22 protein-coding genes and 3 pseudogenes are annotated in these 23,470 nt (G+C 58.9%); 15 read left to right on the forward strand and 10 right to left on the reverse strand.

Going from position 1 to position 23,470, the window contains the following annotated elements; all coding sequences use genetic code 11:
- Together AB4N43_RS15335 and AB4N43_RS15340 are read right to left on the reverse strand one after the other, a co-directional pair.
- Positions 1-1,227 (reverse strand): 3-hydroxyacyl-CoA dehydrogenase, encoded by a 1,227-nt coding sequence (locus tag AB4N43_RS15335; RefSeq protein WP_027922224.1) that lies wholly within the window; start codon positions 1,225-1,227, stop codon positions 1-3.
- Positions 1,228-1,330: 103 nt separating this feature from the next.
- Complete coding sequence (locus AB4N43_RS15340; protein ID WP_460151620.1) at positions 1,331-3,265, reverse strand: RecQ family ATP-dependent DNA helicase; 1,935 nt, start codon at positions 3,263-3,265, stop codon at positions 1,331-1,333.
- A gap of 263 nt (positions 3,266-3,528) precedes the next feature.
- On the opposite strand from AB4N43_RS15340, the gene AB4N43_RS15345 reads away from it, so the two are divergent.
- The 8 genes and pseudogenes from AB4N43_RS15345 (at position 3,529) to AB4N43_RS15380 (ending at position 8,537) form a co-directional block, all read left to right on the forward strand.
- Positions 3,529-3,675: a hypothetical protein gene (locus AB4N43_RS15345; RefSeq protein ID WP_172825921.1), complete on the forward strand. Its 147-nt coding sequence runs from the start codon at positions 3,529-3,531 to the stop codon at positions 3,673-3,675.
- Between the two features lie 321 nt (positions 3,676-3,996).
- Entirely contained in the window at positions 3,997-4,272 is a 276-nt protein-coding gene (locus AB4N43_RS15350) for a hypothetical protein (protein WP_027922226.1), read from the forward strand.
- Positions 4,273-4,552: 280 nt separating this feature from the next.
- Complete coding sequence (locus AB4N43_RS15355) at positions 4,553-4,849, forward strand: hypothetical protein (protein ID WP_460151622.1); 297 nt, start codon at positions 4,553-4,555, stop codon at positions 4,847-4,849.
- A 281-nt stretch (positions 4,850-5,130) separates the two neighbouring features.
- Positions 5,131-5,496: a DUF1493 family protein gene (locus AB4N43_RS15360; protein WP_027922228.1), complete on the forward strand. Its 366-nt coding sequence runs from the start codon at positions 5,131-5,133 to the stop codon at positions 5,494-5,496.
- Between the two features lie 202 nt (positions 5,497-5,698).
- Complete coding sequence (locus tag AB4N43_RS15365; protein WP_194940915.1) at positions 5,699-6,169, forward strand: helix-turn-helix domain-containing protein; 471 nt, start codon at positions 5,699-5,701, stop codon at positions 6,167-6,169.
- A gap of 2 nt (positions 6,170-6,171) precedes the next feature.
- The gene (locus tag AB4N43_RS15370) at positions 6,172-7,446 is read left to right on the forward strand and encodes a type II toxin-antitoxin system HipA family toxin (RefSeq protein WP_460151624.1); all 1,275 of its coding nucleotides are present in this window, start codon (positions 6,172-6,174) and stop codon (positions 7,444-7,446) included.
- A gap of 46 nt (positions 7,447-7,492) precedes the next feature.
- Positions 7,493-7,639: pseudogene (locus tag AB4N43_RS15375) on the forward strand (DUF1493 family protein); the annotation flags it as partial.
- Positions 7,640-7,682: 43 nt separating this feature from the next.
- The gene (locus tag AB4N43_RS15380) at positions 7,683-8,537 is read left to right on the forward strand and encodes an EamA family transporter (RefSeq protein ID WP_460154213.1); all 855 of its coding nucleotides are present in this window, start codon (positions 7,683-7,685) and stop codon (positions 8,535-8,537) included.
- Between the two features lie 58 nt (positions 8,538-8,595).
- Here the strand turns inward: AB4N43_RS15380 and AB4N43_RS15385 are convergent, their stop codons facing one another.
- Positions 8,596-10,137, reverse strand: coding sequence for a phosphoenolpyruvate carboxykinase (locus AB4N43_RS15385; RefSeq protein WP_027922232.1), 1,542 nt, complete (start codon positions 10,135-10,137; stop codon positions 8,596-8,598).
- Between the two features lie 180 nt (positions 10,138-10,317).
- Positions 10,318-11,220, reverse strand: coding sequence for an Hsp33 family molecular chaperone HslO (gene hslO / locus AB4N43_RS15390; RefSeq protein ID WP_027922233.1), 903 nt, complete (start codon positions 11,218-11,220; stop codon positions 10,318-10,320).
- A 76-nt stretch (positions 11,221-11,296) separates the two neighbouring features.
- Here hslO and AB4N43_RS15395 point away from each other — a divergent pair.
- Positions 11,297-11,504 (forward strand): annotated as a pseudogene (locus AB4N43_RS15395) (phosphatase PAP2 family protein); the annotation flags it as partial.
- A 132-nt stretch (positions 11,505-11,636) separates the two neighbouring features.
- Here AB4N43_RS15395 and AB4N43_RS15400 read toward each other — a convergent pair.
- Positions 11,637-12,044 (reverse strand): RNA-binding S4 domain-containing protein, encoded by a 408-nt coding sequence (locus tag AB4N43_RS15400; protein ID WP_027922234.1) that lies wholly within the window; start codon positions 12,042-12,044, stop codon positions 11,637-11,639.
- Positions 12,045-12,260: 216 nt separating this feature from the next.
- On the opposite strand from AB4N43_RS15400, the gene rimB reads away from it, so the two are divergent.
- Both rimB and rimK read left to right on the forward strand, forming a co-directional pair.
- Positions 12,261-12,740 (forward strand): retropepsin-like aspartic endopeptidase RimB, encoded by a 480-nt coding sequence (gene rimB, locus AB4N43_RS15405; RefSeq protein ID WP_027922235.1) that lies wholly within the window; start codon positions 12,261-12,263, stop codon positions 12,738-12,740.
- A complete protein-coding gene (gene rimK / locus AB4N43_RS15410) occupies positions 12,737-13,642 on the forward strand; it encodes a 30S ribosomal protein S6--L-glutamate ligase (protein ID WP_007949201.1) in 906 nt (301 codons plus the stop codon). Before rimB ends, rimK begins: the two co-directional genes overlap by 4 nt.
- Positions 13,643-13,762: 120 nt before the next feature.
- Here the strand turns inward: rimK and AB4N43_RS15415 are convergent, their stop codons facing one another.
- The 3 genes from AB4N43_RS15415 to AB4N43_RS15425 form a co-directional block, all read right to left on the reverse strand.
- Positions 13,763-15,076 (reverse strand): ATP-binding protein, encoded by a 1,314-nt coding sequence (locus tag AB4N43_RS15415; RefSeq protein ID WP_460151627.1) that lies wholly within the window; start codon positions 15,074-15,076, stop codon positions 13,763-13,765.
- 114 nt (positions 15,077-15,190) lie between these two features.
- The gene (ompR, locus tag AB4N43_RS15420; RefSeq protein ID WP_027922237.1) at positions 15,191-15,931 is read right to left on the reverse strand and encodes an osmolarity response regulator transcription factor OmpR; all 741 of its coding nucleotides are present in this window, start codon (positions 15,929-15,931) and stop codon (positions 15,191-15,193) included.
- Positions 15,906-16,034 carry a hypothetical protein gene (locus tag AB4N43_RS15425; protein ID WP_256218301.1) on the reverse strand — a complete coding sequence of 43 codons (129 nt, stop codon included), beginning with the start codon at positions 16,032-16,034 and terminating at the stop codon, positions 15,906-15,908. The genes ompR and AB4N43_RS15425 overlap by 26 nt, the downstream gene beginning before the upstream one ends.
- Before the next feature lie 258 nt (positions 16,035-16,292).
- Here AB4N43_RS15425 and AB4N43_RS15430 point away from each other — a divergent pair, with 258 nt between their 5' ends.
- The 4 genes and pseudogenes from AB4N43_RS15430 to AB4N43_RS15445 all read left to right on the forward strand — a co-directional run.
- Positions 16,293-18,617 (forward strand): Tex family protein, encoded by a 2,325-nt coding sequence (locus AB4N43_RS15430; protein WP_027922238.1) that lies wholly within the window; start codon positions 16,293-16,295, stop codon positions 18,615-18,617.
- Positions 18,617-19,000 (forward strand): PaaI family thioesterase, encoded by a 384-nt coding sequence (locus AB4N43_RS15435; protein WP_032833439.1) that lies wholly within the window; start codon positions 18,617-18,619, stop codon positions 18,998-19,000. Before AB4N43_RS15430 ends, AB4N43_RS15435 begins: the two co-directional genes overlap by 1 nt.
- A 274-nt stretch (positions 19,001-19,274) precedes the next feature.
- On the forward strand, positions 19,275-20,858 hold the full coding sequence (gshA, locus tag AB4N43_RS15440; RefSeq protein WP_027922240.1) for a glutamate--cysteine ligase: 1,584 nt from the start codon (positions 19,275-19,277) through the stop codon (positions 20,856-20,858).
- An 80-nt stretch (positions 20,859-20,938) separates the two neighbouring features.
- A pseudogene (locus tag AB4N43_RS15445) lies at positions 20,939-21,043 on the forward strand (taurine dioxygenase); the annotation flags it as partial.
- Between the two features lie 161 nt (positions 21,044-21,204).
- Here the strand turns inward: AB4N43_RS15445 and mgrA are convergent.
- Positions 21,205-22,242 (reverse strand): L-glyceraldehyde 3-phosphate reductase, encoded by a 1,038-nt coding sequence (gene mgrA, locus AB4N43_RS15450; RefSeq protein WP_027922241.1) that lies wholly within the window; start codon positions 22,240-22,242, stop codon positions 21,205-21,207.
- A 236-nt stretch (positions 22,243-22,478) separates the two neighbouring features.
- Positions 22,479-23,369, reverse strand: a complete 891-nt coding sequence (locus tag AB4N43_RS15455; protein WP_460151631.1) for a LysR family transcriptional regulator — start codon at positions 23,367-23,369, stop codon at positions 22,479-22,481.
- Positions 23,370-23,470: the final 101 nt, after the last annotated feature.

Below are 23,470 nucleotides of genomic sequence, written 5' to 3' on the forward strand. Positions count from 1 at the left end.
CTACCGATCCGCAAAGCCTTTACCCACCGCTGCCAGCTCACCGATCAAGCGTGCCGGCTTCCAGTGGTCGCCCTGCCGGGTTTCCAGGGCCATCAAGCGCTGGTGGATGTCTGCCAGGCCTTGCTGATCCGCCCAGGCCATTGGCCCGCCCTTCGCCGCCGGGAAGCCGTAGCCGTTGAGGTACACCAGATCGATATCGTGCGCTGACTGCGCAATGCCTTCCTGAAGGATCTTCGCCCCTTCGTTGACCAGTGCCAGCAAGCAACGCTCCAAAATCTCCTCAGCACTGATCTCACGACGCTGGAAGCCCAATCCTTCGCTGACCTGCAGCACCAGCGCATCGACTTCCACATCGTGCTCGGCCTGACGGCTGCCGGGCTCGTAGTGGTAATAACCGTTGCCACTCTTCTGACCGAAACGCCCGAGTTCGCACAGCCGGTTGTCCACTTGAACCTCCGGTGCATCCTGGCCTGTACCCGCCAGTTCCCGAGCGCGCCACCCGAGGTCGACGCCCACCACGTCGTACATGCGAAACGGCCCCATGGCGAAACCGAACCCTTGCAGCGCCGCATCCACTTGATACGGATAAGCGCCCTCCAGCAGCATTTTGCGTGCTTCGAGCACATAGGTATTGAGCATGCGGTTGCCGATGAAACCGTCGCAGTTGCCCGCCACCACGCTGACCTTGCCCATGCGCTTGCCTAGCGCCAATGCCGCATCAAGCACCGCCGGTGCAGTCTGGGCGCCACGGACGACTTCCAGCAGCTTCATGATGTGGGCCGGGCTGAAGAAGTGCAGGCCCAGCACTTGCTGCGGACGGCGAGTGGCGGCGGCAATGGCGTCGATATCCAGCGCCGATGTATTACTCGCCAGAATCGCTTCGGGTTTGAGCAGACCGTCCAGCTCGCGGAAAATTTTCTGTTTCAGCTCTAGGTTTTCGTACACCGCCTCGATCACCAGATCGACTCCGCGGATCGCTGCGTAATCCGCCGCTGCGGTCACACGCGCAGTGCGAGCATCGGCCTCGGCCTGATCGATACGCCCTTGTCGCACATTGTGAGCGTTGGTTTCGGCCACGGTGGCCAGCGCCTGTTCAAGCATCTGCGGATTGTTATCCACCCACTGCACCGGCACCCCGGCGTTGGCCAGGCACATGGCAATGCCACGGCCCATGGTGCCCGCTCCGATGACGGCGGCGCGCTGAATATTGAATGGCGTCTGGCTCATGATGTGCTCTCTTGTTGGCGACCCAAAGACAGCCCCCACCATAGTCAGCCATCGCGGTTTTTTGAAATTTATTCCTGTGATGAGCAACATTCAGCGGATGGATCTACGCCGGCAAATGCACCTCGACCCAACTGCGCACCTCGGCATACGGATAATCTTCCAGCGCCGCAAACCCGGAAATCGCCCGAGCCTTCATCTTGGTAAACAGCGGCACGCTGATCCCGCACAGGAAACGCGTCACCCGTTCCGCCGAAGGAACGTTGCCGGTGTGTTGTTCGTGCCTGTGGATAAAATCACCGCACAGCACTTCGAAATTTTTATCCACAAGCGCCGGCAATTCCGGCGGCGCAGGCAACCGCGCCACATCACCGTGACACACCGAGCAATGCCCGCATTGCCGAGGCGCGTTTTCGTCGCCGAAATACTCGGCCAGGCGATAACCCAGGCAGTGATCTGTGGCGAACAGATTCAGCATGGCGTGAATCCGGGCGATCTCGGTACGTTCATGTTGGGTGAAATAAGCATGCAGTTCGGCACTGAGGGCCTGACTGTCGAAGCTCGTTTGCAGCAGGCTGTAGACCTCGGTCATCTGCTTGCTTTCAAGCTCGACCCAACCCTTCTCCTGGAAATAATCCAGTGCCTTGACCACCCGATCGCGCTCCGCCTGATGCTGCTCGTACAGCGCATCGAAGTTCACCGTGGCCCAGGTTCGCGCGCGATTGGAGGTCTGGATAATCGCGGCGACGAAGTCCTTGCGCTCACCTTCGAAGCGCGCGAGCAAGGCTTCCGGTTCTTGCAAATACTTGAACCGATATTCGGCGTAGTAGGCGTAGCGCGGGGCAATCAAACCGCGCAGTTCCAGTTGGACCAGCAAGGTCTTGAGCGGCAATTGGCGAATGTTGCTTTGATCGGCTAACGGCCCCAATAAAAACTCCCACTGCCCCTCAGGCGCGGCGGCGAGCATTTCATCGAGCACACAGTGGATCCCGTCCAGCTCGGGCGTGTCACCGTAGACGAAGTTTTCCAGCACGTTGAGGCTGTCGCGGTTAGCCAGCACCAGGCAATCGGAGGGCTGCCCGTCGCGCCCGGCGCGGCCGATCTCCTGACTGTAGTTTTCGATGGATTTGGGCAGGTCGAAATGCACCACGTTGCGGATGTCGCTTTTATCGATCCCCATGCCAAACGCAATGGTGGCAACGATGCAATTGGACTGCCCGGCCATGAAGCGCTTTTGTATGCCTTCCCGCTGATCGTGAGGCAAACCGGCGTGATAGGCCTCAGCCTGAATGCCGTTGCGCCCCAAGTGTTCGGCGATATGCTCAGCGGTTTTTTGCAAGGTGACATAGACGATGCTCGGCTGATGGGGGCGTTCGCTCATCCATTCAACCAGGCGTCGGCGTTTGTCCTGACCGCGTACGGGCTCGACTAACAAATTGAGGTTTGGCCGGTAGAAACCCGTGGTCACGACATCGTCCGGGGCAATGGCGAATTTGGCCTGCATGTCGGCGATTACCTTGGGCGTCGCAGTCGCGGTCAGCAGCAGTGCCTGCGGGATATTGAACTGACGCTGGTAGTCGGGCAGCTTGAGGTAGTCGGGGCGGAAGTTGTGGCCCCACTCCGAAATGCAGTGCGCCTCGTCCACCACCAGCAGCGAGATGGGGACTTGCTGCAGGAAGTTGCGGAAGCGCTCGTTCTTCAGGCGCTCCACGGAAATCATCAAGATCTTCAACTCGCCGGACTTGGCCCGAGCCATCACATCGCTGGCGTCATCGCGACTCTGCGCCGAATCGATACTGCCCGCCGCAATACCGTGGCGTTGCAGGAACGCCAGTTGATCCTGCATCAACGCCAGCAACGGAGACACCACCAGCGTGAGGTGCGGCAGCAACAAGGCTGGCAGCTGATAGCAAAGAGATTTGCCCGAGCCGGTGGGAAAAATCGCCGCCGCCGAGCGCCCGGCCAACACCGCGCTGACTGCCGCCTCCTGACCGGGACGAAACTGTGGATAACCGAAAACCTGTTCCAGGGTGTTGTGCATAAGCTGTCACTCCGTTGACCGCTGCGAAGCCCAAAGCCTAGCCGGCAAACGCAGCGAGTCGAGAAAAGGTCGGGACCAAAACGATACGGGATGATACAGCGTCACCCTATGGGGCTTGGCCACAGAATGAAACAAACGAAACACTTTGCTCCTCGCCGTGCCGTTCACTCTGACGGTAAGGTCTTTCTCGCAAAACAACTGTCCGCGCACTTCACATCACGGCAGGACGCCTGATGGGCGCGGCACTTGAACAAGGAATGACCATGCTCCAAAAATCGATTTTTGCCGTTGCACTGATCCTGACTTCCCTGCTGCTGAGTGCCTGCGATGGACCACCTGTGGAGCCACCGTTGCTCGCTACGTGCGACACCCTGGAATGTTCGGCCCAACAGGCCTGGCGAACTTCCTGACCACTGCCGGTCAAGTGCCCCGGCTTTTGCTCGCCCACGCAGCATGAGCCGGGCTGATTCCCCTTAAGCGTTGCACAGTCGTTTTCGAAACGTCCTACAGATTCTGACGAAGTCCCTACCGAGGCTCGAAGCGCTTCGCCTGACAAACCCGTAGGAAATTCGCGTCCAAGGGTATTGCTGAAAAAAACCTCGGCCCGCACGTAGGCAAAAGGCGACACCCACAGTAAATCCCCTACAAACCCTGTCCATTTGCGCGGTATTGCGAGGCCTGGATGCACGCCCCTATAGTTTGCCGCGCCGCTGAATACAAGGACGGACCTCATGCAAGACCGCTATCGCCCACTCAAAACCAGTTACAGCGAAACGCCCGTGTTGGTCATCGACACCGACGCAGATCCCCACGAAATACTCGACGCTGCCCGCCAACGCATCCGCGCCGCCAGCGGCCTGCTCGAAACCCTTTATTGCCTGTGCTTTAAACAGGCTGATACAGGCGACATTCCCAACATCGTCAATGCGTTGTACCTGCTGACCCAAGACGGCAACGAACTGCTGGAAATTGCCCGGCAACGCCTGCCGAAAATTACCGCGGGTTAATGCCCGGATAAAAATCCCTGTGGGAGCCGGCTTGCCCGCGAGGAACGATAACGCGGTGCACCTGAATGCCACCAGACGATAGATATTTCGGCTGGGGATAAGTCCGTAGGCAATGCCCTATCAAAGCTTCATCCCGGTCCTACAGCTTCAGATCCCTTGTCGTCTATCGCTGCCCGGTGGCTCACATCTATAGTCTGACCGTCGCTGGCAAATCAGCGGCTCGGGCTTGGTCACCCGACAAAGAGAGCTCACATTACCCATTACATATAGGTGTTCTTCAGTGACAACGTTAAATCCTCTTTTTGATCGCTACCGCCCGCTGCAATCCAACCTCACCGATTCCCCGGCCCTTATCATCGGCACAGAGGCCAACCCCCAGGACATCTTCGAAGCTGCCATGCAGCGCATCCGAGCCTCCAGCGACCTCCTGAAAACCCTGCACTGCATCTGCTTCAAACACGGCGACGTCGAAGACATCCCCCACATTACCCACGCGCTTTACCTGCTGACGCAGGACGGCCTCGACCTGATGCAAGTTGCCCAACAACGCATGATGGGCTGGAAAGCGCCTGCCTGACGCTGTGTAAATAGATCGTTCTCACGCTCGATGTGGGAACGATCATTGAAAACTGGAAATAACCTTGAGCCAATTTTTTGATGAACTGATAGAAAGCGTGCAACAGATGAACAAAATCATGCGAGCGGAGCGCCAGCCTTCCCGCGAATTTCATGTCGATGCGTTCCACGTTAAAGAGATCCCCAATCGATCCGCCCTCTGCGACAGAACAACAGATCCATGCTTCCCCCAAAACCAGACGCCCAATAAGACCCGCGCAAGCCCGACCGGACACCCTCACCATGAACCTCGCCCCTAACTTCCCTGATGACCACACCATGCACCTGCTCATGCAGCTGCTGCACGAAGAGCTCGGTCTGCCCGAACGCAAATCTATCAGCCTCACCACCTCGATCAATTTCGACCTAGGCTGTGACGGTGCCGATGCGCAGCATTTGATGGAAACGCTTGAAGAACAGTTCGCCATCGATTTCATCGACTACGACGCCTATCGCTACTTTCAACCCGAAGGGTTTGACGTATTCCTCAAGCGCCGCGCAAAGGGTCGCGGCGATAAAGTCCCCCTGACCATCGACATGCTTTACCAAGCAATCAAATCGCAACGATGGGAGACAAAAGAAATAGAAGGCATTCAACCGAACTCATAAGTGCCATTATTCTGCCTGTTTATGGCATTTATAGATGGAATAATCGCAGTGTTAATAATTACTCTCCCGTTCATACCTCGTCCAAGTAAGCCGCTGAATAGGACAAAACTGGATCTTGCGCCTCATCCTCCAGCCCAGCAAAGAATTGAATAAGTGCTATTATTCTGGCAGTTAAGGCCAAATAATGTAGGAATAATGGTACATGGCAAAGAAGACAGCGCCCCTATTGCCGGCTGCGTCCAAGCTGCTTGCCGAGTTTGGCGAACGACTGAAACTCGCTCGGCTGCGTCGCAGGCTGACAGCCAAGCAAGTCGCCGAGAGAGCAGGCATGTCGCTAACGACGTTGCGCTCTCTTGAGTCCGGCGGATCAGGCGTGACGATGGGCGCTTATTTGTCAGTGATGCAGGTGCTGGGGCTGGAAAAAGACTTGAGCAAGGTCGCCGCAGCGGATGAGTTGGGGCGCCAACTGCAAGACGCGCAATTAGGCCCCGTAAAACGCCAACGAGCACGCAGCTTGCCCCTCGCGAAGGCGTCGCCGCCTATTCGTGAAACAGAGACGGAAGCCTTGGAAACACCGATATCCAAATCAGATCTTGCCGTTGACTTCCCTTTGAACACCCACTCTTTATCCAGATTGCTGACGAAGAAAAAACCTAAACCTACGACGGATTAAAAATGACACTGATCGCGGTGTATGCCGACTGGGAATCCTTGAACGGACCCCGACGCCTGGGATTTCTACATGCCAGAAAGGCTCGCACCAGCAATGTGTTCGAGTTTGAGTACGATGCCGCCGCCTTAGCCGATCCCGAGTTGAACTTCACGTCGCTGGATCCCCGCATCGGCCTCTTTCAAGGGCGACAGTTTCCGGGTCAACATCAGTCACGGTTCGGCGTTTTTGCCGACTCAAGCCCGGATCGATGGGGTCAATTGTTGATGAAGCGGCGACTGGAGCGAGATATCCGTGACGGGGCGGCTCCGGTAGGCACCAAGCTATACGAATCGGATTTCCTCCTGGGCGTTCATGACCTCTATCGAGTCGGGGCAATTCGATACAAGCTCAACGACGAAGGCAATTTTCTGGATGATTCTGATGGCTTGGCGGCCCCACCTTTTGTGGAATTGCGCGCATTGGAGGAGGCAAGTCGTGCGTTGGAGAACGATCCAGATAACACCTCTCCCGATGGGCGCGAGTGGTTAAGGATGCTGATAGCACCCGGTGGTTCACTGGGGGGCGCCAGACCCAAGGCCAGCGTTGCCGACGAGCATGGTCATTTATGGATTGCGAAGTTCCCCAGCACTCGTGATGACTACGATGTCGGAGGCTGGGAAATGGTGGTGAATGCCTTGGCGAATCATTGCGGGTTGCGTGTCGCAACCGGCAGAGCTCGTCGCTTCGCAAGCGATCATCACTGTTTCATGGTCAAGCGCTTCGACCGTACCGAAACGGGTGGCCGACTACATTTCGCCTCAGCCATGACCATGACAGACCGTGTGGACGGTGACGATGCATCGGTAGGCGCCAGCTACCTTGAGTTGGCAGAAGTGCTCATGGAACACGGTTCAGAACCCAACACAGATTTGCGCGAGCTGTGGTCACGTATCGTGTTCAACATCCTGGTCTCCAATACGGACGACCACATGCGCAACCATGGCTTTCTCCTTGACCCCGGGCGGGGCTGGCGTTTGTCTGATGCCTATGACATGAACCCTGTCGCACACTCCGATGGATTGAAGCTCAACATCACAGACGCCGACAACGCACTGGACCTTGAACTCGCTCGAGAAGTGGCCGAATACTTTCGAGTCAACCGTGCGGATGCGGAAGAAATCATTGAGAGTTTCCAAGAGGCCGTCAGCCAATGGCCAACACTGGCCAGCGCATTGGGACTGTCGAGGCGCGAACAAGACAACATGGCGCCAGCGTTTCGCCTCTCAGGCAATCGCTGAGGAGAGGCGTGCACATCCAGTCGCCCTGGTCTTCGAGCAATTCGGCTATCGCTACTTCCAGCCCGAAGGCTACGATGTGTCCCTCAAACGCAAAGCCAGGGGACGTGGCGTCAAACTGCCGCTGACCATCGCAATGCTCTATCAGGCCATCAAGGCCCAACGCTGGGACACTCAGACGCTAGAAGACCTCTAACGTCCGCAGCGCACACCTATAAGGACATAGCGTGGACGTATTGATGGGTTTACTGGCTGCCTTGCTGTGGGGCGGTACGGATTTTCTGGTGGGTTTGAACGCCCGTGCGGTCGGCGTTAAACGCGCGGTGTACTTCGGTCAGGCGTTGGGTTTCAGCATCATGAGCGTGCTGTTGATTGCCTTTCCTGCCTTTATTCTCAAATCGTTGTCGGCATCGCTCGACGTCTGGTTGTTCGGCATTGTCGCCGCTGTGCTCACCGTGTCCGGCGCCTTGGCGTTGTCCAAGGCATTCGCCCTCGGCAAAGCATCTATCGTCGCGCCGCTGGTGACCTCCTACGGCGTAGTCACTACGCTGCTGTCCTGGGCCGCGGGTGAACAGATCAATCTGATCCAGTCATTGTGCATCGCGCTCTGCGTGATCGGGGTCATCCTTTCCAGCATCCACGCCGATTCAAAGCTTCCACACAACCCTCCGGCCAGCAGCTCGATTGCCTATGCACTTCTGGCGGCGGTTTTTTATGGCACCAGTTTTTGGCTGCAAGGCCACTTCGTTCTTCCGGTGCTTGGACCGGTGACGATGCTTTGGCTTGCCTATCTGGTGGGGCTGGTCGTGCTGGTATTGATGGTGTTGAAGATCAAGGACGGCTTGAAAATTCCGCCGTTGAAAAACTGCATGACCTTGACCGGTGCCAGCCTGATAAACCTCGGCGGATTCTTCTCTTTCGCCTGGGGCGCAGTGGCGGGGTCGGTTTCGGTGGTGACGGTGATCAGCACACTGTCCGGTGGAATTGCCGCCATTCTGGGCTATGTGTTCTTCAAGGAAAGACTGGCGAAGGTGCAGGTGCTGGGTGTCGTGTTGGTCCTGGTTGGCGCGTTCGTGCTGCATCTGAAAACCTGAAACAGCGCCCACAAAAAAGCCGCCCCAGAGGGTGGCTTTCTTATTATCAAACCAACACTTACAACTTAGGCCCGGCAGCCTTGATCGCGTCGCTCACTTCAAACTTCTTGAAGTTCTCGACAAACAATCCAGCCAGTGCTTTAGCGGCTTCATCGTAAGCAGCCTTGTCAGCCCAGGTATTACGTGGGTTCAACAGGCCAGTCTCAACGCCCGGTACAACCAACGGCACGTCGAGGTTGATGGTGTCGAGGTGTTCGGTTTCAGCACCGATCAACGCGCCGCTCTGGATCGCTGCAATCACGCCACGGGTGGTCGGGATGTTGAAACGCTTGCCAACGCCGTAGCCGCCACCGGTCCAGCCAGTGTTGACCAGGTAAACCTTGGAGCCGAAGCCGCGGATGCGCTTGATCAGCAGTTCTGCGTATTCGCCAGCCGGACGCGGGAAGAACGGTGCGCCGAAGCAGGTGGAGAAGGTCGACTTGATGCCGCTGCCGGAACCCATTTCGGTCGAGCCCACCAGTGCGGTGTAGCCGGACAGGAAGTGGTAGGCCGCTTGTTCTTCGCTGAGGATCGACACTGGCGGCAGCACGCCGGTCAGGTCGCAGGTCAGGAAGATCACAGCGTTTGGCTCGCCACCGAGGTTCTTCTCGGAACGCTTGGCAACGTGCTCCAGCGGATAGGCTGCGCGGCTGTTCTGGGTCAGGCTGACGTCAGCGTAGTCGGCGTGCTTGGCGTCATCGATAACGACGTTTTCCAGGACTGCGCCGTGCTTGATGGCTTTCCAGATGACCGGCTCGTTCTTCTCGGACAAGTCGATGCACTTGGCATAGCAACCGCCTTCGATGTTGAACACCACGCCCTCGCCCCAGCCGTGCTCGTCGTCACCGATCAGGTAACGGCTTTCGTCGGCCGACAGGGTGGTTTTACCGGTCCCGGACAGACCGAAGAACAGGGTCACGTCGCCTGCTTCGCCGATGTTGGCAGCGCAGTGCATTGGCAGCACGTCGGAAGCCGGCAGCAGGAAGTTCTGCACGGAGAACATGGCTTTCTTCATTTCACCGGCGTAACGCATGCCGGCGATCAGCACTTTCTTCTGTGCGAAGTTGATGATCACGCAACCATCGGAGTTGGTGCCGTCACGCTCAGGCACGCATTCGAAGTTGGCGACGTTGAGCACCTGCCACTCATCACGGCCAGCCGGGTTGTACTGGGCCGGGTTGATGAACAGGCAACGACCGAACAGGTTCTGCCAGGCAGTCTGGGTGGTCATTTTCACGGCCAGGTAGTGATCGGCCGATGCGCCTACATGCACGTGGGAAACGAAATGCTCTTGCGCGTTGTTGAACGCCTCGACGCGGTCCCACAGGGCATCGAACTTGTCGGCCGGGAACTTGCGGTTGATCGGGCCCCAGGCGATAGCGGCCTGAGTGGTCGGCTCGTCAACGATGAAACGGTCGACTGGCGAACGGCCGGTACGGTGACCGGTGCGAACAACCAGCGCGCCGGTATCGGCAAGCTCGCCTTCACCGCGATTCAGGGCTTCTTTAACCAGATCATCAACACTCAGATCGGTGTACACGGCGTTATTGGCTTGCGTCATGAGGTTCCCCATCGGCCAGTGGCCGAGTGCTCCAAACGTTTTGTAGTAGAAAGTCGTGCACTACTACCGCGAGAAAAAGTGGGCCGGATTATGCCAGAAAAGCCCAAAAAGAGTAGGGCCCTCCCGTCGTAACGGCGTAATACCGGCGCTAACCAGTGAATTTACCTGCGCTGAACCGTTTTAGTGACGGGTATCTGACGGCGTGTCGACGCCCGCTCCGGCGAATAATTGAGCGATATCGGCGGCATCGAACAGGTAGCGCTGATTGCAAAACTGACAATCGATCTCGATGTTGCCACCGTGTTCGACGACCAGGTTTTGCGCATCCTCCACCCCCAGACTGACCAGGGCATTGGCGGAACGTTCGCGGGAGCAGCTGCAACGGAAGCGCAGTTTCTGCACGTCGAACAGGCGCACCTGCTCTTCGTGGTAGAGGCGATGGAGCACGGTTTCGTTGTCCAGACTCAGCAGCTCATCCGCGGTCAGGGTGCTACCCAGCGCGGTGATGTGCTGCCAGCTGGCGGCGCGTTCTTCTTCATCTTTCAAACGGTCTGCGGGCAATTGCTGCAACAGCAGGCCACGGGCACGGCGGCCATCGGCGTACAGCCAGAAGCGCGTACCGACCTGTTGGGACATGACGAAATAATTGGTGAAGCACTCGGACAGGGTTTCGCCGTCGAGGTCGACGATGCCTTGGTAGCGCTGACCGTGGGTCGGGTCGACCGTCAGCGCCAGGACGCCGTTCGGCATCAGGTCGGCGAGCGTCGCGTCAGGGGCGATCTGGTCAGCTTCGTAACGGGCCAGGCCGCGAATATCGCGCTCACTGGAGCACTCGATCATCAGCAGCGGGATCGGGCCGTCGGAACGGGCCTGAAGGATCAGCAAGCCATCGAACTTCAGCGCGCCGACCAGCAGCGAGGCGGCCGCCATCAGTTCGCCGAGCAGTTGCTGGACCGGTTCCGGATAGGCGTGCTTGGCCAGGACTTCGGCGTAGCTGAGCTCCAACGAGACCAGCTCGCCACGGGTGTCGCTGTCATCGAAGATGAAGCGTTGGGTGAAGTCGTTATCCGGTAGGTCGGTCATAGGTCTGGGTATCTGAATGGGTGAAGATGGGGTTCAACGGTCAAAAATCGCGTGTGCTCGGCATGGCCGGTATTTTATGAACAATCCGGGGGTAGTTCCAAGCAAGGTGGAACGTCCGCCGGTATGGGCTCTCGCGATTTTGCGTCTCTGGCACTGCTGACCTTCTGGTTATGGCCTACAGGTCAGAGGCTGTGTGTGATTTTCGACGAGCGGCTGTTTGTCCGCTCGATGCGCCGCTGGCGAGTCACCCGATATGGTTACTCGATCAGGTAATTGCAAGTCTTGCCTGTGGATAAGCTGGCCTCAGGCGAGTGCTGCGCACTCGATCGCGGGCAAGTCGAATCGTCGCACCGCACGCTCCCACAGTAGACCGCATATCCCTGTGGGAGCGGGTTTGCCCGCGATGGCTGTATAACTCACTCGTCGTTGCTGCTGCCCCGAAACTTGAACAGATCCCGGCGCTGTTTCTTGCTCGGCTTGCCATCGGTGGTCATCCCCAACGCACCCGCCTTGCGCTGGGCCGCGGCGTTTTCGCGCTTGGCGATGCTGGCCTCGGTTTCGGCATACAGTGTCTGGGCCTCCGGCGCGCCACGGCGAACGATCGACAAGGCCTGAACCACTACCGTGCGCTCTTCGAAACCTGCGCGAATCACAAATTCGTCGCCTACTCTTGGCTCCTTGCCCGGCTTGCAGCGCTCGCCGCGGCAATGCACCTTGCCGCTTTCAATCGCAGCCTTGGCCAAGGCTCGGGTTTTGTAAAAACGCGCGGCCCACAACCATTTATCGAGACGGACTTTGTCGTCCTCTTCGTTTTTTTGTGCCATGGGATTTCCTCATTCTGAAATATTGGTGAACTGTACTACTGTTTCAGTCGCACCAAGAATTGCACCGGCGCGGATTACAATGCATGCATTCCAGAACCTCCTCGGAGGGCTGGAAATCCGGGCCGTAGATATCTGTCGCCTTTTAACCATTATTCTGCGTGAATACCGCGAATTCGGCCGCTTGCGGGCCGTGCGGTTTCTACCGGTTGAGCAACTTTGAAGACATTTGATCATTTGACCGTTGTCGGTCTGCGCGAGTGGGTGGCGCTCCCTGATTTGGGAGTCGCGGGCCTGCGGGCAAAAATCGACACCGGTGCCAGTACCTCCAGCCTGCATGCCACCGACATCGAGCCGTTCGAGCGCGATGGCGAGCAGTGGGTTCGCTTCACCGCGCACTTGGGCACGGTGGTGCAATTGCGTCATCGACGCTGTGAAGCACCGCTGGTGACGATGAAAACCATTAAAAGCTCCAACGGCCACGCGCAGAAGCGCTACGTGGTCAGTACCACCCTGGCCCTCGGTGATCGGGTCTGGAAGGTTGAGTTCACGCTCGCCTGCCGCAAATCCATGCGTTATCGCCTGTTACTCGGTTCCAAAGCCCTGATTCACGGCCAACTGGTGGTCAATCCGGGCATCAAGTACGTACAAGACAAGCCGGTGTTCCCGGTATCTACCTCTTCCACAGGTGTTGCATGAAGATCGCTGTGCTGTCGCGGAATCCGCGTCTGTATTCCACTCGTCGTCTGGTTGAAGCCGGTACCGAGCGTGGCCACGAAATGGTGGTGATCGACACCCTGCGCGCCTACATGAACATTGCCAGCCACAAGCCGCAGATCCACTACCGCGGCAAGCCGCTGGAAGGGTTCGATGCGGTGATCCCCCGGATCGGTGCGTCGGTAACGTTCTATGGCTGCGCGGTGTTGCGTCAGTTTGAAATGATGGGCGTGTTTCCGCTCAATGAATCGGTGGCCATTGCCCGCTCGCGGGACAAACTGCGCTCGCTGCAATTGCTGTCACGTCGCGGGATCGGTTTGCCGGTAACCGGGTTCGCGCACTCCCCGGATGACATTCCCGACCTGATCGACATGGTCAACGGCGCTCCGCTGGTGATCAAGGTGCTGGAAGGCACCCAAGGCATCGGCGTGGTGTTGTGTGAAACCGCGACGGCGGCGGAGTCGGTGATCGAAGCGTTCATGGGCCTGAAGCAGAACATCATGGTCCAGGAATACATCAAGGAAGCCGGCGGCGCGGACATCCGTTGTTTCGTGGTCGGTGACAAGGTGATTGCGGCGATGAAGCGCCAGGCCAAGCCTGGGGAGTTTCGCTCCAACCTGCATCGGGGTGGCAGCGCCAGCCTGATCAAGATCACCCCGGAAGAACGTATGACTGCATTGCGTGCGGCGAAGGTGATGGGCCTGGCGGTGGCGGGTGTGGATATCTTGCGTTCGAATCACGGGCCGCTGGTGATGGAAGTGAATTCGTCACCGGGTCTGGAAGGGATCGAGACCACCACCGGGAAGAATGTGGCGGGGATCATCATTGAGCATCTGGAGAAGAATGGTGGGCCGAATATGACGCGCACCAAAGGCAAGGGATAAAAAAGCAGCTTTAAGCGGCAAGTTTCAAGCTGCAAGTAAAAAGCGGATTTGCTTTTCGCTTGAAGCTTGAAGCTTGAAGCTTGAAGCTTGAAGCTTGAAGCTTGAAGCTTGAAGCTGCTGCTATACCGCATCTCGAGGCAACATCAACCCCAGCGGCAACCGCACCCGCGCTTCCAGCCCGCCACCGGAACGGTTGCGCAGCTCTACATTCCCGCCATGCATCGAAGCGATCCGCTTCACGATCGCCAAACCCAATCCAGTCCCCTTGCCACCCCGGGCACGATCCCCCCGGGTGAACGGATTGAAGATCGCTTCCAGCTCGGAAGGATCAATCCCCGCCCCACGGTCCATGACACTCAGTACCACATACGGTGCGCTGGTATCGCCGGAGACATAGGCTGCCACCTCAACGCCACTGCCCGCGTGATGCAAGGCATTGCCGATCAGGTTGTTCAACAGGCGTTTCATCGACACCCGACGCAATGGAAACGGCTGAATCGGCTCCAGGCGCAGACGGACCTTTTCTTCACTCTGGTTGTACGGCGCAGCGACTTCACGAACCAGGTCGCTGAGGTCCACCTCTTCCACCGACTCGTCACGGCCATCGCGAATAAACGCCAGAAACTGGTCGAGAATCGCGTCCATGTCCTCAATGTCGCGCACCATGTCGTCGGTGAGGTCGGTGCGATCCCCCATCAGCTCCAGAGACAGCCGCAAGCGGGTCAAGGGCGTACGCAGGTCGTGGGACACTCCCGCCAGCATCAATTCGCGCTCACGCCCGGCCTGCTCGACGTCTTCGGCCATCTGGTTGAAGGCGCGGTAAACCTCAGTCATTTCGCTGGGCGTATCACTGATCGGCAGTCGCACGCTGCGTCCCTGGCCAAGTTGCCTGGCGGCATACACCAGACGTTGCAACGGTTGATTGAGCTGACTGACGAAAATCCACGCCGACGCAGTCGACAGCAAGCCAATGGCGAGGAACCAGCCGAGCACGTTCCAGATTTTCTGGCCACGCAACGGATGGGGATACAGCGGCACTTTCAGCCAGCCATCGCCCAGGCTCGGCGCCCGGACCCACAGCGCCGGTGGTGAGTGCATGCGCAATCGAACTTCAGTGTCGGCGCCCAGTTCGGCCTGCATCTGCCGCTGGTAAATCTCGCTGTACGGCCAATGCTGTTCACCCTCCGGTACACCCGCACCCACGACCCGGATCAGGGTGGCGGCATCGGCAATTTTCGCGCGGTTTTCTTCATCAGCAGCCCAATAGGCGCGCAGCGTCAGGGCGACGCCGTGGCTGTATTGGCGGTCCACCAGCACGTCTTCGTTCATCAACAGATAAACCAGGGTCAGCGCCTTGGAAAACAGGACGACGATCAGCACCAGCCAAAGGGTGCGGGAGAAGAAACTCTGGGGGAACCAAACGGGGGTTTTCATGGATAACCGCTACACACTTGCAGGAGCGAGCGATGCTCGCATATTGCGGATCGCGAGTCTGCGGACAAAGTCGTCTGACCGTTGCCCGCAAGACCCGCTCCTACAAATCGCCGATCACTTGGTGGCGGCGCCATCCGGAACGAACACGTAGCCCACGCCCCAGACAGTCTGGATGTAACGCGGCTTGGACGGATCGGGTTCGATCATCCGGCGCAGACGGGAAATCTGCACGTCGATGGAACGCTCCAGGGCATCCCACTCGCGGCCACGGGCCAGGTTCATCAGTTTGTCGCGGGTCAATGGCTGACGCGCGTTCATGACCAATGCCTTGAGGACCGCAAACTCACCGGTGGTGAGCATGTGCACTTCGTCACCGCGCTTGAGCTCGCGGGTCGCCAGCGACAGTTCGTAATCACCGAACGTCACGCTTTCGTCTTCGCTGCCCGGTGCACCTGGCACAGGCGTCGACTGACGACGCAGGACCGCTTTGACGCGGGCCATCAACTCGTCCGGGTTGAACGGCTTGGCCAGGTAATCGTCGGCGCCCAGTTCAAGGCCCTTGATACGGCTCAGCTCGTCGCCCTTGGCGGTCAGCATGATGATCGGAATCTGATTGTTCGCCGTGCGCAGGCGGCGGCACGCGGTCAGGCCGTCTTCGCCAGGCAGCATCAGGTCGAGGACGACCAGGTTGAACACTTCACGCGCCAGCAGGCGGTCCATTTGCTCGGTGTTCGGTACGGCGCGGGCGCGGTAGCCCTTGCTGACGAAAAAGCGTTCCAGCAGGCTGCTCAGCCCTGGATCGTCGTCAACAATAAGAATTTTTTCGCCTTCAGCAATGTTTGCAGTGCTGCTCATTAGATGCTCCTTTTAGCTCGGCGCGCATTATGGCGTAGCTGCCGTTATACGCACCGTGTGCATTGTTAGCAGATTTTTCCTCCACCGCCAGCAAACCGGCCATTGCCCCTCCAGTCTGCGATGCCCCCGAACGGCCGAACGCTGGTTATAATGCGCGGCCTTTTGTGTCAGGCAACATCAGACAGGTACGACAGAGCGGCGCCATTTATTTCCCGGGCGTGCGCAGTAATTGTTCGATTTCACGGGTCAATGGGGTGCCCTTTGATCCAGGCAGCGGCGCAGGCCAGGCCGCTCAACCAGACTCGCAGAGCCTTTAATTCTGCGCCTGCGAGCCTGCTTTCACAATTTGTCAGGTGGTTTTATGGACAGCATCAACAGCCGCATCGCCGAGGAACTCGGTGTACGCCCACAACAGGTCGAAGCGGCCGTCGCGCTACTCGATGAAGGCTCTACCGTTCCCTTCATCGCCCGTTACCGGAAAGAAGTGACCGGCAGCCTCGATGACATCCAGTTGCGGCATCTGGAAGAGCGTCTGCGCTACCTGCGAGAACTCGACGAACGGCGCATCAGCATCCTCGCCAGCATCGAAGAGCAAGGCAAGCTGACCCCGCAACTTGAGCGCGACATCAAACTCGCCGACACCAAGACCCGCCTCGAAGACTTGTACCTGCCGTACAAGCAGAAGCGCCGCACCAAGGGCCAGATCGCCCTGGAAGCCGGCCTCGGCGAACTGGCCGACGGCCTGTTCAACGACCCGACCCTGACCCCGGACACCGAAGCCGCACGCTTCATCAACGCCGAAAAAGGCGTGGCCGATGTCAAGGCAGCCCTCGAAGGCGCCAAGTACATCCTCATGGAACGCTTCGCCGAAGATGCCGGTTTGCTGGACAAACTGCGCAGCTACCTGAAGCAGGAAGCCACCCTCAGTGCCCGCGTCATTGCCGGCAAGGAAGAGGAAGGCGCCAAGTTCCGCGACTATTTCGAACACGACGAACCGCTGAAAAGCATGCCATCGCACCGCGCGCTCGCCATTTTCCGTGGCCGTAACGAAGGCATTCTGAGTTCGGCGCTGAAAGTCGGCGACGAGCTGCCGGGCACCATGCACCCGTGCGAAGGCATGATCGGCCAGCAATTCGGCATCCAGAACCAGAATCGCGCCGCCGACAAATGGTTGGGCGAAGTGGTGCGCTGGACCTGGAAGGTCAAGCTTTACACCCACCTCGAAACCGATTTGCTGGGTGAACTGCGCGATGGCGCGGAAACCGAAGCGATCAACGTGTTCGCGCACAACCTGCACGATTTGCTGCTGTCGGCACCGGCCGGCCCACGCGCCACCCTGGGTCTCGACCCGGGCCTGCGCACCGGTTGCAAGGTCGCCGTGGTCGACGCCACCGGCAAGCTGCTGGATCACGCCACGGTTTACCCGCACGTGCCGCACAACAAGTGGGACCAGACCCTCGCCGTTCTGGCCGCCCTGTGCGCCAAGCACTCGGTCGACCTGATCGCCATCGGCAACGGCACCGCCAGCCGCGAAACCGACAAGCTGGCCGCTGAGCTGATCAAAAAATACCCGGCGATGAAAATGACCAAGGTCATGGTCTCCGAGGCCGGCGCATCGGTTTACTCGGCGTCGGAACTGGCGTCGAAAGAATTCCCGGATCTGGACGTGTCGATCCGTGGCGCGGTGTCGATTGCCCGTCGCTTGCAGGATCCACTGGCCGAGCTGGTGAAGATTGATCCGAAATCCATCGGCGTCGGCCAGTACCAGCACGACGTGTCGCAGCTGAAACTGGCCCGCGGCCTGGACGCGGTAGTCGAGGACTGCGTGAACGCCGTGGGCGTCGACGTCAACACCGCCTCCGTGGCGCTGCTGGCCCGCATTTCCGGCCTCAACGCGACCCTGGCGCAGAACATCGTCAGCCACCGTGACGAGCACGGCGCGTTCAAAACCCGCGCCGCGTTGAAGAAAGTCGCGCGTCTGGGCGAAAAAACCTTCGAACAAGCCGCAGGCTTCCTGCGGGTGATGAACGGCGATAACCCGCTGGATTCGTCGGCCGTTCACCCGGAAGCCTATCCGCTTGTACAGCGCATTGCCGCTGAAACCGACCGCGACATCCGCTCGCTGATCGGCGACGCCAGCTTCCTCAAGCGTCTTGATCCGAAGAAGTACACCGACGAAACCTTCGGTCTGCCAACGGTCACCGACATCCTGCAAGAGCTGGAAAAACCGGGGCGTGACCCGCGTCCAGAGTTCAAGACCGCCGAGTTCCAGGAAGGCGTCGAAGACCTCAAGGACCTCGAACTGGGCATGATCCTCGAAGGCGTGGTGACCAACGTGACCAACTTTGGCGCGTTCGTCGACATCGGCGTGCATCAGGACGGTTTGGTGCACATCTCTGCGCTTTCTGAGAAGTTCATCAAGGATCCACGTGAAGCGGTGAAGGCCGGTGATGTGGTGAAGGTGAAGGTCATGGAAGTCGACATCCCGCGCAAACGCGTGGGTCTGTCGATGCGCATGAGCGACACCCCGGGCGAGAAGATCGACGGTGCGCGCGGCGCACGTCCGGGGTCGGCACCACGCCAGTCCCAGAACACCGCACCGCGCAAGGAAACCACTGCGCCAGCCCCGAGCAACAACGCGATGGCGTCGCTGTTCGCCAACGCCAAGCAGTTGAAGAAACGCTGATGGACATCCCTGCCGGGTACACCGAAAGCGCCTTTTTCAAGCTGCTGGGGTGTCGCTTGCACAGCCTGGAAACCGGGGTGGCGCACGTCGCCCTGGCACTGGAGCCAGAGCTGCGCAATCGCGGCGGAAAGCTGCACGGCGGGGCTTTGTTCAGTCTGGTGGACATTGCCATGGGGCTGGCCTGCTCCAGCACCCACGGCTTTGACCAGCAGAGCGCGACCATCGAATGCAAGATCAACTACATCCGTGCTGTTTCAGACGGTGAAGTGATGTGCACGGCGCGGGTGATCCACCCGGGCCGCCGCACGCTGGTGGTCGAGGCCGATGTGATGCAAGGCGACAAACTGGTCGCAAAAGCACAAGGCACGTTCGCTGTCCTGTAGCTAGATGTCATCGATTTGAGTTAATTTCGGCGCAATGCAACCTGTGGGCGCGAGCTTGCTCGCGATGGCGGTGTGTCAGACGACATCAATGTTGACTGACAATCCCTCATCGCGAGCAAGCTCGTTCCCACGGGGTTTGTGCAATTCCTGACTGACCGGCATTAGGCCTGTGCGGCTCGAAAAAACCAGGCGAAAACGCCAGTTTTAACTTCACCCTTGTAGACCGTCTTGCCCACCCCCATATTGGGGCGACTGACGCGTGAAGGAATCCAACTTGAGCGAACTTCTCAACCGCCGCCTGGCCCTGCTCGGCGAGCGCGCTAACCTCTCTCTGCTCGAACAGTGCCTTCACGGCATCGAACGTGAATGCCTGCGCGTGACTGGCGAAGGTCGCCTGGCGCAAACGCCGCACCCGGAAGAATTGGGTTCCGCGCTGACCAACGAACAAATCACCACCGACTATTCCGAGTCGCTGCTGGAGTTCATCACGCCCGCCCTGCCCGATCCGGCGGATACGCTGGCGAGCCTGGACAAGATCCATCGCTTTGCCTACAGCAAGCTCGGCAACGAGTTTCTGTGGAGCCCCTCGATGCCGTGCCCGTTGCCGGCCGAGGAAGACATCCCGATTGCCTACTACGGCACGTCCAACATCGGTCAGCTCAAGTATGTGTATCGCAAGGGCCTGGCCCTGCGCTACGGCAAGACCATGCAGTGCATCGCCGGGATTCACTACAACTTTTCCCTGCCGGAAAAGCTCTGGCCGTTACTCAAGGAGTCGGAAGGCTTTGTCGGCACCGACCGCGACTATCAGTCCTCGGCCTACATCGCACTGATCCGAAACTTCCGCCGCTATAGCTGGCTGCTGATGTACCTGTTTGGCGCCTCGCCTGCGCTGGACGCCGGCTTCCTGCGGGGGCGTTCGCACCAGTTGGAACAACTGGACCCGGACACCTTGTACTTGCCGTACGCCACCAGCCTGCGCATGAGCGACCTGGGTTACCAGAGCAATGCCCAGGCCGGTCTGACGCCGTGCTACAACGACCTGTCGAGCTACACCGATAGCCTGCGCAAAGCGGTCGCCACGCCGTATGCGCCGTATGTCGAAATCGGCACGCATCAGGACGGTGAGTGGGTTCAGCTCAACACCAATATTTTGCAGATCGAAAACGAGTACTACTCCAACATCCGTCCGAAACGTGTGACCTATACCGGTGAACGGCCGATTCAGGCGCTGGTGGCCCGTGGCATTCAGTACGTTGAAGTGCGTTGCCTGGACATCAACCCGTTCCTGCCGATGGGCATCGACCTCACCGAGTCGCGCTTCCTCGACGCGTTCCTGCTGTATTGCGCCCTGAACGACAGTCCGCTGTTGACCAATACGTCCTGCAGCAACGCCACCTCGAACTTCCTCAGCGTGGTCAAGGAAGGTCGCCGCCCGGGCCTGCAATTGCACCGCGACGGGCAGCCGGTGGACCTCAAGGAGTGGGCCAGCGAGTTGCTGGAGCAGATTGCTCCGTTGGCCGCGATGCTCGATCAAAGCCATGGTGGCGATGCTCATAGCAAGGCGCTGGATACGCAGTTGGCCAAGGTCAAGGATCCGTCGTTGACGCCTTCTGCCCAAGTGCTGGCGGCGATGGCGGAACACGAGGAAAGTTTTGCTCAGTTCTCTTTGCGTCAGAGCCGGACACATGCGGAGTTTTTCCGCAGCGAGCCTTTGAGTGAGGAAGACCAGGCGAAATTTGAATCGCTGGCGCGTTCGTCGCTGGCGGCTCAGGTTGAGCTGGAGCAGAACGAAGTCGGCGATTTCGATGTGTTTGTCGGGTCGTATCAGGCGAGTATTCTGGCGATCAGTAACTGACCAGCCAAGGCAGATCCCTTGTTCATTGATCGCTCCCACGCTCTGCGTGGGAACGATCAGGGGGAGGCATAGCGTTTTCCACACATAACCGCGTGACCCAGCACTACGCGGTGGATGACTACCGGCCGGCGCGGCGGGTGATGCAACGGGCGACGGTGTTGGGGGATGTGCCGTTTTTCCGGTAACCCCGGACTCTTCAGCGTCTGGTCTGGCCCCATCGCGAGCAAGCTCGCTCCCACAGGGTTAATGCTTGGCCACAAAAATTGGCCACCACCCATCCACTGTGGCAGCGAGCTTGCTCGCGATGGCGGTGTAACAGACGCCGGAAAAATCCGGCGCCAAACGGTTACTCAGCCGTCGAAGGTTTCTCCCAAAGATTAATTCCGCCTTCCTGGGCAAACCGGTCAATCTCCGCCAATTCTTCAGCACTGAAGCTCAAATTCTTCAACGCCCCGACGTTCTCGATAATCTGCTCCGGCCGACTCGCACCGATCAGCGCTGAGGTCACTCGCGGATCGCGCAGCGTCCAGGCCAGCGCCAGTTGCGCCAGACTCTGCCCACGGCGCTTGGCAATCTCATTGAGCCCACGCACATGCGCAATGTTGGCCTCGGACAGGTGCGAGGACTGCAACGAACCACCGCCCGGACGATTGACCCGCGCATCCTTCGGAATACCGTTGAGGTACTTATCGGTCAGCAACCCCTGCGCCAACGGCGTGAAAGCAATCACGCCAGTGCCGAGTTCGTCGGTGACGTCCAGCAGGTCTTTTTCCACCCAACGATTGAGCAGGTTGTAGGCCGGCTGATGAATCAGCAGTGGCACTTTCCACTCTTTCAACAGCGCCGCCATCTCACGGGTTTTCACCCCGGAATACGACGAGATCCCGATGTACAAGGCCTTGCCTTGCTGTACGGCGGTGGCCAGCGCGCTGGCAGTTTCTTCCAGTGGGGTGTCCGGGTCGAAGCGGTGCGAATAGAAAATATCCACATAATCCAGGCCCAGACGCTGCAGGCTCTGATCCAGGCTGGCCAGCACGTATTTGCGCGAACCACCGCCCTGCCCGTAAGGACCGGGCCACATGTCCCAGCCAGCCTTGCTGGAGATGATCAGCTCATCGCGGTACTGCTTGAAATCTTCGCGCAGCAGACGGCCAAAGTTGATCTCGGCACTGCCATACGGCGGGCCATAGTTGTTGGCCAGGTCAAAGTGGTTGATGCCCAGGTCGAACGCCGTGCGCAACAACGCGCGCTGGGTATCGATCGGCGTGCTGTCACCGAAGTTGTGCCACAGGCCCAGGGACAGTGCCGGCAGCACCAGACCGCTGCGACCCACGCGGCGGTAAGGAATGGAATCGTAGCGGTTTTCGGCAGCGGTGTAGGTCATCGAATCCTCTCTTGTCGGTCTTGAATGTGGTATCGACTGCTTCGCAAGTTGCCCAGCATACGCCCAGACAAACGCCGATAAACCTCGGACTCGAGAAAATGCTGAAACGTTTCACAAATGATCGTTCCTACGCTCTGCGTGGGGATGCTGCCGGGAACGCTCTGCGTTCCGTTTTTTGAAGTGACGCAGAGCGTCACGGGATGCATTCCCACATGGAGCATGGGAAAGATCTGCTCTCAAATGGCCCCCGCAAACACCTCCTCCAACCAATCCACAAACACTCGAACCCGTGGCGACATGTGGCGGTTATGCGGATACAGCACCGATACCGGCATCGGCGGTGGTGGCGTGTCGGTGAGAACTTCCTGCACCAGCCCTTGGGCAATCAGGGTCTCCATCCGGTAATGCGGGCACTGGATCAGCCCGAGTCCGGCAATCGCCGAGGCGGCGTAGATTTGCGCGCCGAACACTGAAAGCGCGCCGTCGATGGCGACTTCCTTCAGTTCACCATTCACCATGAATTCGAACGGAAACAACTTGGCGGTGGTGCGCGAGACGTAGTTCACCGCGCGGTGATGCTTGAGGTCGTCGAGGGTTTTCGGTTCGCCGTATTTGCGCAAGTACGCGGGGCTGGCGCAGGTGATCTGGCGCAGGTGGGCGATGCGTTTTCCGATCAGGACCGAATCACTCAACGTGCCCGCGCGCAGTACGCAGTCGACGCCTTCGGCGATCAAGTCGACAAAGCGGTCGGACTCGCTGATGGACAGTTCGATCTGCGGGTAGCGTTCCATGAACTGCGGCAAGGCGGGGATCACAAAGCTTTTCGCCAACGTGCCGTGCAGGTCGACGCGCAGCCGGCCTTTCGGTGCGCAGCCGCGAAACGCCAGTTCGGCCTCTTCCAGTTCCGCCAGCAGTTGCACGCAGCGCAGGTAATACGCCTCGCCATCCAGCGTCGGGCGCACCTTGCGCGTACTACGCTCCAGCAATCGCGTGCCGAGCCAGGCTTCGAACTGGTTCAGGGTGTGCGTCAACGTGGCGCGCGGCAGGTTCAGGTCGTCGGCCGCCAGGGTGAAGCTGCTGCGCTCGTAAATCCGCACGAACACCTTCATCGCTTTGACTTGATCCATGCCGACCTCCGATTGTTGGCGATTCTTGAACAGTCAAGGCAACTCTCGTGCATTTATCGACCTGAGTAAACATGTGAGTCTGGCTTCACACCGAGCCCACC

It is taken from the genome of Pseudomonas sp. S2_B07, assembly GCF_054668435.1.